This is a genomic window from Arcicella sp. LKC2W, from assembly GCF_034931005.1.
In the GTDB taxonomy this organism is placed as follows: Bacteria; Bacteroidota; Bacteroidia; order Cytophagales; family Spirosomataceae; genus Arcicella.
In genome coordinates this window covers 237,144-249,007 of record NZ_JAYGIN010000001.1, presented here as the reverse complement: position 1 = coordinate 249,007, position 11,864 = coordinate 237,144, and the positions used below count along the sequence as shown (strand labels likewise).

At 34.6% G+C, this 11,864-nt stretch carries 7 protein-coding genes; 5 read left to right on the top strand and 2 right to left on the bottom strand.

Annotation, left to right across the window (positions count from 1 at the left end; all coding sequences use genetic code 11):
- Positions 1-17: 17 nt before the first annotated feature.
- A complete protein-coding gene (locus tag VB796_RS01030) occupies positions 18-3,215 on the bottom strand; it encodes a TonB-dependent receptor (RefSeq protein ID WP_323344647.1) in 3,198 nt (1,065 codons plus the stop codon).
- Between the two features lie 960 nt (positions 3,216-4,175).
- Between VB796_RS01030 and VB796_RS01025 the strand changes: the two genes are divergently transcribed.
- From VB796_RS01025 to VB796_RS01010, 4 genes are all read left to right on the top strand, one after another.
- Positions 4,176-5,225, top strand: a complete 1,050-nt coding sequence (locus VB796_RS01025) for a PmoA family protein (RefSeq protein WP_323344646.1) — start codon at positions 4,176-4,178, stop codon at positions 5,223-5,225.
- A gap of 316 nt (positions 5,226-5,541) precedes the next feature.
- Entirely contained in the window at positions 5,542-6,204 is a 663-nt protein-coding gene (locus VB796_RS01020) for a CAP domain-containing protein (RefSeq protein ID WP_323344645.1), read from the top strand.
- A 179-nt stretch (positions 6,205-6,383) separates the two neighbouring features.
- On the top strand, positions 6,384-7,811 hold the full coding sequence (locus tag VB796_RS01015; RefSeq protein ID WP_323344644.1) for an MBL fold metallo-hydrolase: 1,428 nt from the start codon (positions 6,384-6,386) through the stop codon (positions 7,809-7,811).
- 76 nt (positions 7,812-7,887) lie between these two features.
- A complete protein-coding gene (locus tag VB796_RS01010) occupies positions 7,888-9,126 on the top strand; it encodes a DUF819 domain-containing protein (RefSeq protein WP_323344643.1) in 1,239 nt (412 codons plus the stop codon).
- A 56-nt stretch (positions 9,127-9,182) separates the two neighbouring features.
- Here VB796_RS01010 and VB796_RS01005 read toward each other — a convergent pair whose 3' ends face one another.
- Entirely contained in the window at positions 9,183-9,785 is a 603-nt protein-coding gene (locus VB796_RS01005; RefSeq protein WP_323344642.1) for a Crp/Fnr family transcriptional regulator, read from the bottom strand.
- A 194-nt stretch (positions 9,786-9,979) separates the two neighbouring features.
- Between VB796_RS01005 and lepA the strand changes: the two genes are divergently transcribed.
- Positions 9,980-11,767: a translation elongation factor 4 gene (lepA, locus tag VB796_RS01000; RefSeq protein ID WP_323344641.1), complete on the top strand. Its 1,788-nt coding sequence runs from the start codon at positions 9,980-9,982 to the stop codon at positions 11,765-11,767.
- The last annotated feature ends 97 nt before the right edge of the window (positions 11,768-11,864 follow it).

Sequence of the window (11,864 nt, the reverse complement as noted above, 5' to 3'; positions counted from 1 at the left end):
TATCTTTTATGAATGAATTAAAAACTTAAACTTAAACCTGTATTAAGAACACGTGATTGTGGATAATACACACCGCTTTGTACTGTTGACTCTGGGTCAAATACTTTTGTTTTATCGAACGTAAGTAAATTTGAACCGTTTACATAAAGTCTAAGTGCTCCAATTTTATATTTATCAGTAATATGTTTTGGAACTGTATAAGCTAACTGTAAGTTTTTCAAACGAATATAATCTTTGCTGAAAAGGTAATAAGTATTGTTTCCGTAGTTTCCACCTGTAAAATAAGTATCACCTCTACTTGCTAAACGTGGGTGTTCGCTACTCGGATTGTCGATTGACCAGCGGTTGTCGTAAGAATATTTCAAGAAGTTACCAATATCTCCTGATTCTGTCTGAACACGGATAGCCGCACCAGTTGCACCTTGGAATAAGATATTCAATTCAAAGCCTTTATATTTTAAATCTAAAGTTGCTCCGAAGTTGAAAGTAGGCGTAGCATTTTGGTCTAATCTTTCTCTATCATCACCGTTGATTTTGCCATCACCGTTTACGTCTTCAAATTTCATATCTCCTGGAATTAACTTAGAAGTTACACCGCTATAATCAAGTTTATTAGCTTCAATGTCCGCTTTGTCTTTAAAAACTCCTGCCGAACGATACACTAAATAAGATTCAATTGGTTTTCCTTCTTGTAATTGGTAGCTTGGAGCTCCCGGGATTTCATCCATATAAATAACTTTGTTTTTAGCATAACCACCATTTACACCTGCTCTGAAAGTAAGGTCTTTTGTTGCTTTTCCGTTATAACCAATATTGAATTCAAAGCCTTTATTTTCTACAATACCCGCATTTACAGGAGGTAACAATGAGTTGATACCAGATGAAGCAGGTGTTGAACCGTTTTTCTGAATCAAGATTTGGTCTCTTTTGTTATAGAAGTATTCTAAAATAACATCAATTTTGTTATTCAATAAACTCATGTCAATACCGAGGTTGTAGTTATTCGCTCTTTCCCAAGTAAAGTTAGGGTTTGCTAAAACAGTTTCTCCCAAAGTAGTTACCACTTGGCTATTGATTGGATAGTTTCCGAAACCATACGTTGATAAATAAGCATATTCTTGAAGTTGTCCGTTAAAGAAAACTTGGTCATTACCCATTTGTCCATAAGAAGCACGAACTTTCATGTGGTCAATAGCAGGTACTTTAAAGAAATCTTCTTTTGATACGTTCCAACCTAACAAAACTCCTGGGAAGAAACCGAATCTACTTGATTCAGGGAAAATATATGAACCGTCATAACGAGCAATAAATTCTGCTAAGTATTTCTCATTATAGTTGTATTGTAAACGTCCATAATACCCTAATCTTGCTCTGCTGTAAGCACTACCACCAGTATTTTGTTGTAATGAACCTCCTGCAAATAATTGGTCAATTGCTGGTGAAATATAGTTTCTTCTGTAAGCAAAAAAGCCCTCACCTGAGAAATTTTCTTTAGTAACACCCATCATTACACCAACATTGTGTAGCTTATTAATTTGTTTATCATAACTTATCTGTGCTGTTAAGTTTGTATTCAATAATGAGCTATAACCTTGTGATAATCTTGGGTCAGTGAAATTTGAACGAATGGCACCTACCAATTTTGGCGTTACACCATCTGCTTCATAAGAAACTTTGTCCCAACTATAAAGTTTCCAAGGTGTTTGCCAGATTTTGTTTGTACCACTATTTTTATCAACTGCTGCCGATAACGTAACTTTCAAGCCTTCAATCCATGGATTAGTTATAGATACTGAACCATTTGTTTGTAAATAATCAACTGGATTGTCAATGTAACCTGTTGCATTAGTCGTAATTACATACGGATTTTGTCCATTTTCAATATCTGGGCCTGGCAAACCATTTGGCCATACTTCTGGCTCTGTTGGACGACCACGCATTAACATTCTAAAAATAGAACCTGCACTTTCGGTTGGGAAACGACGTTGCTCACGTCTGGTCATAATACCAAGATTTGCCACAATGTATTTGCTGATGTTTGCTTCAACGTTCGTTCTGAAATTGAATTGTTGGTAGCTTGTAGCAGAGTTTTTGTAATATGCGTCTTGATTTACGTAACCAATTGAAGAAAAATATCGGATAGTTTCACTACCTCCAGAAATGGATAAGTTGTGTGAAGACTGTGGCGACCATGTTTTGAAAGCATCTCCAAACCAGTCAGTATTTGGATATTTCCATTTGTCAGTCCCTGCTGCATAACCTTTTACAGCTTCTGGGCTATAATTGGCATTGATAGTTGTACCAGCAGATGGAGACGTAAAAGTTCCTGTGCTTTGGATACCTTTCCAAGCTGCACCCCATTCACCATCAGGGATAGTTTTATAAATAGGCAACTCATTCATGATTTGTGCATACTCAGATGAATTAGCCATTTGAGGTACACGTGCAGGTTGTGACCAACCAGTATTGAAATTATACGTAATTGTTGGTTTTCCAGCTTTTCCTTGTTTTGTTGTTACCAAAATTGCTCCGTTGGCAGCTCTTGCCCCATAAATAGCGGCAGAAGCATCTTTCAAAACAGAAATAGATTCGATGTCGTTACCATTTAAACGTCCAACACCACCATCTCTGTCAGGCACACCGTCAATTACTACTAAAGGACTGCTATTTCCAAGCGTGTTTGTACCTCTGATTGAGATTCTCGCTCCGTCATTTCCTGGTTCACCGCTTGATTGAATTACTACTAAACCGGGCAAACGACCTGCTAAAGAGTTACTGATTTCTACGTTTGGAGAACGTAAAATTTTCTCTCCTTGAACGGCTACAACTGCACCCGTTACGGTAGCTTTTTTCTGAGTACCATAACCTACCACAACCACTTCTTCAAGGTTTCTATTGTCTTGAGTCAAGCTAATTGTAAGTGACGTTTTTCCATTAATTTGTACTTCTTTGCTTACAAAACCTACATACGTAAGTACCAATGTTGCATTTTTGGGTGCATTTACTGAGAATGCACCTTTTGCATCAGAAATTGCTCCAGAGGTAGTTCCCTTTACTAAAATGTTTACGCCTGGTAAACCTTCCCCTTTTTCATCAATAACCTTACCCGTAACACTTTGTGCAATGGCATTTGAAAAACTTGCCAATGCTACAATCAGCATGAGTAAGAGTTTTGTTCTGAAAATTGGAATTCTTTGAGTTAGAATTGTTTTCATAGTTTAATTAAGACTTGGATAAATTTTGTATGATTTTTAAATCTTTGTGATACCAGACTTAACTGGTCTTGAACAGAGCAAACCGATTAAAATGTTCATCGAATAGACTGCAAAATGACCATATTTATATTTTGCAGAAGGACCAAGCATCGTGTTATTTTAAATTTTCAGTAGTTCTATTTTAAAGCAAACACAGTGATTTATTTACTTTTAGTTTATTCTGCATTTAAAGTGATATTTGTTTCTTCTTGTTAATATTGTATAGGATAAATTTAATATTTTTTTGATTATAAACAAGAAGAGGTGTCTTGTTTTACCATTATTTTACTATCATCCTAAGTTTTAAGAAACCGACATTCAACAGTACGGATTAAACAATGCAAAAAAGCAATTAATGTAGTTTTTTTAATGAGGATATTGTCAATTATCAACTGAGCAGTTTTGAAGACATAATTGGCTAAACAAAGTTAAATTAATATAGAATTTTATGATTATACTTAAAGATTGTAATCACGAAAATATACTAAGTTTTGTCATGATTTTAATAGTGAAAATAAATTAGAGTTGTTTTATTTATAATCTATCACTCTTAATTAATATTATTATTGAGGTAAATACAATTAATAGTAATTTTTTAATTTATAATGTAAAAAAGCAAATATTGAAGTGCAAAGTTTTTCAAAAAAATGCTTGAATAAAAATAGTTAATATTCTGAAAATGATGGATAAAATTATGGTTTTGCGTGTCATTTTAAATTAATTTTTGAAATCATAAATTTTTACTTAAAATAGTCTTAATTATATTTTTTATTGTATTAATTTATTTTATCGTATTGTAAGGTTTTTTATGGATAATGATGTATTAATGGATATTATCATCAATCAAGTAGCATAAAGTTGTCAGATTTTTCGAGTAGTTTTAGCAAAAAAATAGCTTTTTTAAAAAACATAATTTTAAGTATGAAAAAATATATTTGTCTGGCAATTTCGCTTGCCTTTTTTGGTTCAGATAGTTTGGCTCAAACGTCAAAAAATCGGATTCAATTAATCACAAAAACGAAAGAAAATAAGGTGGAAGTCGTGGTAGATAATAAACCATTTACGGCTTATTTCTTTCCGAATGATTCTATTCTGAAAAAGCCAGTTCTTTTCCCAATAGTTACTACTCAAGGAACAACTGTTACTCGTGGTTATCCATTTGCTACTCGGGCAGGTGAACGAGTTGACCATCCACACCATGTAGGAATGTGGTTAAATTATGAATCCGTAAATGGGTTTGATTTCTGGAATAATTCAACGGCTATCAAAGACCGTTCGAAATACGGAACGATTAAACATACAGGAATTACAAAATCAAGTAGTGGTGTTGGCAAAGCAAATTTGGAGGTAACTGCTGATTGGATTGATACTGATGGAAAGGGGAAAACGTTATTGAAAGAAACGACTAAATATGTTTTTTATGCCAATGGAAATCAAAGAATAATTGATAGAATTACGACATTGACGGCTCAAAATGATGAAGTTCTTTTCAAAGACGTGAAAGATGGAATGTTTGCTATTAGATTAGCTCGTGAATTGGAACACCCTTCTGATAAACCAGATGTTTTTGTTGACGCAAACGGAATTGAAACAAAGGTTGACAAATTAGACAATACTGGAATTACGGGAAAATATCATAGTAGTGAAGGAATCAACGGAGAAGACGTTTGGAGTACACGTGGAAAATGGGTGAATTTAACTGGGAAAATCAAAAATGAAGATATTTCTGTTGCCATTATCGACCATCCTGCCAATGTAAGTTATCCAACTTTTTGGCACGCAAGAGGTTATGGTTTATTTGCAGCAAATCCATTAGGCGAAAAAGTATTTAGCAAAGAGAAAAAAGAATTGAACTATAAGCTTGCTCCTCATCAGTCGGTAACTTTTAGATATAGAACAGTGATTACTTCTGGAACGGCTTCGGATGAAAATTTAAACAAATTAGCTGCTGAATTCGCTGCAAGTAAGTAGTTATTGGTTGATTAGTTGATTGGTTATTAGTTGATTGGTTATTAGTTGATTGGTTATTAGTTGATTGGTTATTAGTTGATTGGTTATTAGTTGATTGGTTATTAGTTGATTGGTTATTAGTTGATTGGTTATTAGTTGATTGGTTATTGGTAGATTGGTTATTGGTAGATTGGTTATTAGTAGATTGGTTGATTTGGAATAAAATCAATTTACCAATTTACCAATTTACCAATAACCAATCAACCAATAACCATTCACCAATTAGCAAAAATAAACTAAAAAGGTACTTTATGCGTTTAATCTGAAAATTAACCGTATGAAGTATCTTTTTTTTATCCTACTGCTCTCAAATACCATTTTTGCTCAAAGAGACTCCGTTTTTTATAAAATGTCTGCTTTAAAGTTTTTGAGTTTACCACAAGCAAATCAGCCAATCGACGTTCGGAATCCCGACTTTGAGCTTTTGGATGCAGCTCTTTTTCAGGCAACCAATGAACAAAGGACAGCTTTTAATTTGCCGATTTTTCAGTATTCTTCAGTTATTCATCAAGCTGCTATTGGGCATTCAGTTGCGATGGTTAATCAGGATTTTTATAACCATGACAATCCTTTTGATGCCACCAATAAAAGTTTGCCAGATAGAATTTTTAGAAGAACAAAAGTTTATCGACAATTGGCAGAAAATATCGCACAGCATGATGTTTTGATGGCAGCGGGTAATATGTATTGTTTTACACCGCCCAAAAGCGGAGGCGATTTTTATTATTATGATTGTAAAACAAAAAAAGCATTACCAATGATGACTTATGCCGAATTTGCTCGTTCAGTAGTAAATGGATGGATGAATTCGCCACATCATAGAGCCAATATTTTAGATTCAAAATTGAAATTTATGGCTTGTTCTGGCCGAATTTCAAAGAATCCTTACAAATCTCAAAGAAGTCCTTTTGCCCGTTTAACACAAGATTTTGGCGGGTAAATACCCTTTTTCTACTTCGTGGTATTATGTTTGTATTAAATAAAAATACCAACACCTATCTAAGAAAATATAACCAACAATTAATTTTAGGTATCTTTGTAAAACCCATCATTTTGGAATAATAATCCAACGTGTTTTCAAACATAAGCTAAATTGACAAACGAATAACTAAATATAGAATGAAATTAACTTTTTGGGGAGCTACGAGGCAGGTGACAGGTAGTATGTATTTACTTGAGTTAGACGATGAATATAAAATTCTGATTGATTGTGGAACAAATATGGAGCGTGATATTGACTATTCACAACCCGTAACAAACAAAGCATTTTTTCCGTTTGAGGCTTCGCAAGTAAATTTGGTTCTTCTTACACACGCACACATTGACCATTCTGGAAATATACCCATGTTGTACCGTGAAGGCTACGAAGGACAAGTGCTTTGTACGACTCCTACGGCAGAATTGACTGGACTTTTACTGACCGATGCGGCAAATTTGCATTTGAAAAAAATAAAGCAGGCGGAGGGAGATAGCAAGAAAAAGAAGAAAAAAATGGATAGATTGCTTGTAAAGGGCGATTTATATTTACAAAAAGACGTTGAAGACTCGATGTCTAATTTTGTAACGATTCAGTTCAATCATCGTTTTAGAGTTTCTGATACGGCTTGGGTTACGTTTATTCCAGCAGGACATTTGTTGGGTGCGGCTCATATTGTTTTGGAAGTAAAAGAAGACGGAAAGACAAAATCAATTTGTTTTTCGGGAGATATTGGACGGAATAATTATCCACTCCATATTGACCCATCTGCTGAAATTCCAGAAGTAGATTATTTACTTTGCGAAACTACTTATGGGGCAAGATTACACGAAGATAAAATTTCACCCGAAGATGCTTTAGGCGATGTTATTAAACGTACTTGTATTGATATGCCAGGGCGTTTGATTATTCCTGCTTTCTCTGTTGGACGTACACAAGCTTTACTTTTTACTTTGAATAAACTTTACAGTGAACGTGGTTTTCAACCCATTAAAGTATTCAGTGACAGTCCATTAGCGTATGCTTCAACAAAGGTTTATCAGAAAAACCTTAAGCAATTGAATAAGGAAGCTCGTGATTTTCAACACGATAATGATACGCTTTTCGACTTTGAGAATCTGCAATATATTCAGTCAGAAAAATCAAGTAAAGCCATTTCTAATTACGGTGAGCCTTGTATTATTATTTCTGCTTCTGGAATGATTTCGGGAGGACGTGTTGAGCAACACATTGCCGCAAATATCAATAATGCTTATTGTACCATTCTTTTGGTAGGCTATGCTTCAGAAGGAACTTTAGGTTGGCGTTTAATGAATGGACAGAAAACCTTGAGAATCAAAGATGTAGAACATACTGTTTTGGCGAATGTAGAGAAAATTGATGTATTCTCGGGACATGGCGACCAAAATGATTTGATAAACTTTGTAAAAAAACAATCGAAGGAAAAACTGAAAAAAGTATTCTTGATTCATGGAGAAATGGATAGTATGGAGGCTTTCAAAGAAGTTTTAGAAAAAGATGGTTATAGTGGTGTTGAAATTCCAGAAATGGGGCAAACCTTTGAGTTATAAGGGTTTTTCTGTAAATTGAAATTAAATTATTAGGCAAGATTTTCTTGCCTTTTTTTATTACCTCAAATCCATCATCATGCAAACCACTCTTATTACAAACGATGCCGTAATTTTCGGAATTCTGCTTGCTATTATTTATTTCACCTTTTATACTTCATCACTTCAGAGTCGTTTTTGGCAACGTTTTTACCTGTTTTTTCCAAGTATTCTTATCTGTTATTTTGTACCTGGATTGCTTAATTCTTTCAATATTATTTCAGGAGAAAATTCAAAATTATACGATGTTGCCTCAAAGTTTTTATTACCTGCGTGTTTAGTTTATTTTACCATAAGTATTGATTTTCAAGCATTAAAAAGGTTAGGGCCAAAAGCAATTATTGTATTTTTAGCGGGTTCAGTAGGGGTAATGATTGGTGGACCTGCATCAATTTGGATTGTCAAAATGATAAGTCCCGACACCGTAGCAGGTGAAACATGGCGTGGATTAGCCACCATTGCAGGTAGTTGGATTGGTGGAAGTGCCAATCAGACTGCTTTAAAAGAAGTTTTTAACCCATCTGCGGAGGTTTTTTCGCAAGCAATTGCAGTTGATGTAGTTACCGCAGAACTATGGTTGGCACTATTACTTTATGGTGTTGGTAATGCTCATAAATTAGATAAATGGTTAGGGGCTGATACGAGTGCTGTTGATGAAATTAGAGATAAAATTGAAAGAGAATATACTGATAATCAGAGAAATCCGAGTTTTAATGATTTGTTGAAAATTCTTTTTGTAGGCTTTGGAACAACTGCTTTGGCGTATGTATGTGCAGATTTTATTGTTCCATTTATTGAGAATAATTATCCCAATCTCAAGAAATTCAGTTTGACATCTACTTCATTTTGGGTAATTTCATTGGTTACACTTTTCGGTTTACTACTATCAAAAACATCATTGCGAGACATCGAAAAAGTTGGGGCTTCTAAATTTGGCAGTATATTTTTATTCATTTTAATTACCACAATTGGTATGAAAATGGACATATTATCTGCCTTAGAAAAACCTCAATTATTTTTAGTAGGAATTATTTGGATGTTTTTTCACGCTTCGTTCACGCTCATTGCTGCTTATTTTACAAAATCTCCTTATTTTTTTACTGCGGTTGGCTCTCAAGCAAATGTTGGAGGAGCGGCTTCTGCCTCGGTTGTGGCAGCGGCTTTTCATCCATCTTTGGCATCTGTTGGGGTTTTATTAGCCATTTTAGGTTATGCACTTGGTACATATTTAGGGTATTTGACAGGGCTAATGATGCAGTGGGTAGTCATGAATTTGTAATAAGTACATCTTTTCTGAGAATAATGTCACTCGCAAAAAAGATGCACGTAGTATGTTTATTCTCCGCTACCTTCGATTTCTCTTTTTAATCTACTCAAAGATTGTGGGGTAATGCCAAGATAAGATGCTACAATGTGTTGAGGGATTCGATGAAGGAGGTTTTGATAAGAGTGTTGATATTTTCTGTAACGAGTGGCTGCATCATCGTTCATCATTGAGCGTAATCGACGATGCGAAATAATAAAATTTATATCACTAATTTTTCTACCAATGGTTTCCCAAACATGGAATTTAGCGTATAGATTCATTAAATCTTCGTAATAAAATACGATAACTTCGGTTTCTTCAATTGCCTCTACAAAATCCGTAGAAGGGTTTTGAGACATAAAACTGACGTGTTCAGAAAAAATATTTAACTCACGAGTAATAATGTAGGTTCTTTGATTGCCGTTTGGCATCATCTGAAAGGTTCGTATAATACCTCTTTTAATAAAATAGCCTTCTGTACAGGTTTCTCCTGCTTTTAAGATTATTTCACCTTTTTTAAAAACTTTTGTCTTTAAATAGGGTATTAGTAGAGCAATGTCTTCTTCTGTTGGAATGACTCCAAATGACATAATTTTTTCACGAACAAGACATAGGTCTGTGGGTAAATTCATGTGGTTAGCGGATTTTTTTAAGAGTTAGCGGAAATTTTTAAGTGTAAGAATATTAATTAAAATGACTTTTAAAGTCTATTAGATTATATTTTTCAAAGTTAAGAACGTATTTTTGTATTAGGATATAATTAAGAATAAAAACATATAAAAATGTTAAGATTCTTTCAGAACATTTATACCATTAAATAAATAACGTGAAGAACATACGTAATTTTTGTATTATTGCCCATATCGACCATGGTAAAAGTACCTTGGCTGACAGATTAATTGAGTTTACTGAGACTGTTTTGAAACGTAATATGCAAGCCCAGTTGCTTGACGATATGGATTTGGAACGGGAGAGAGGAATCACTATTAAGTCGCACGCTATTCAAATGAATTATGTCTATGAAGGCGAACATTACGTGTTTAACTTGATTGACACCCCCGGTCACGTTGACTTTTCTTATGAAGTTTCACGTTCTATCGCAGCCTGTGAAGGAGCTTTATTGATTGTGGATGCTGCTCAGGGAATTGAGGCACAAACTATTTCCAATTTATTTTTAGCACTTGGTCATGACTTGGAAATTATTCCAGTTTTGAACAAAATTGACCTTCCTGGGGCAATGCCAGAAGAAGTTACCGACCAAATTGTTGATTTATTAGGTTGCGAACGTTCAGACGTAATTCACGCTTCTGGTAAAGAAGGTATTGGTATTTCTGATATTCTTAAAGCAGTAATTGAAAGAATTCCTGCTCCAAAAGGCGACCCAGAAGCACCATTACAAGCCTTGATTTTTGACTCTGAATTTAATTCATATCGTGGAATTGAGGTAATGTTTAGAGTTTTCAATGGTGAAATTCGTAAAGGCGATAAAGTAAAGTTTGTAGCGACAGGAAAAGAATATTCTGCTGATGAAATTGGTACTTTACGTTTTGAAAAAGAGCCTAAAGATGTTGTCAAAGCAGGTGACGTAGGTTATTTGATTTCTGGAATTAAGGAAGCAAAAGAAGTAAAAGTTGGTGATACCATTACACATCGTGACCGACCTTGTAAAGACTTTATCGAAGGTTTTGAAGAAGTAAAACCAATGGTTTTTGCGGGTATTTATCCAGTAGAAACGACTGAGTTTGAAGACCTTCGTGATGCAATGGGTAAACTCCAGTTGAACGATGCTTCATTGGTTTGGGAACCTGAAACATCAATGGCTTTAGGCTTTGGTTTCCGTTGTGGATTCTTGGGAATGTTGCACATGGAAATCGTACAGGAACGTTTGGAACGTGAATTTGATATGACGGTTATTACAACAGTTCCGTCGGTGAAATTCAATGTAAAAATGACCAATGGAGAAGAAATTTGGGTTTCTGCTCCTTCCGAATTGCCAGAGCCAAACTTAATTGATTATGTAGAAGAACCAATAATTAAGGCTCAAATTATCTCAAAATCTGATTATGTTGGGGCAATTATGAAGTTGTGTTTGGATAAAAGAGGAGATTTGAAAAATCAAATTTATTTGACTTCTGACAGAGTTGAATTGTCATTTGATTTACCACTTTCGGAAGTAGTTTTTGATTTCTTCGATAAATTAAAGACAATTTCACGTGGTTACGCATCACTCGATTACGAATATAAAGGTTACCAACAAGGCGATATGGTGAAGTTGGACATCATGTTGAACGCTGAGAAAGTCGATGCCCTTTCTGCGATTGTTCACCGTGATAAGGCTTATGAATGGGGAAAACGTTTATGTGAAAAACTCCGTGAATTATTGCCAAGACAACAGTTCGAAATTGCGATTCAAGCGGCAATTGGACAAAAAATCATTGCTCGTGAAACGGTAAAAGCTCTTCGTAAAGACGTATTAGCGAAATGTTACGGTGGTGATATTTCTCGTAAACGTAAATTATTGGATAAGCAGAAAAAAGGTAAAAAACGTATGCGTCAAGTAGGAAACGTAGAAATTCCACAAGAGGCGTTTATGGCAGTGTTGAAATTAGATTAATTCTGAGGTTTTAGGTTTCTGGAATTAGGTTTTAGATACTTAGCCTTCATCAACAAAAACGGTCTGTGAGTTAGAACTTACAGACCGTTTTTGTTTT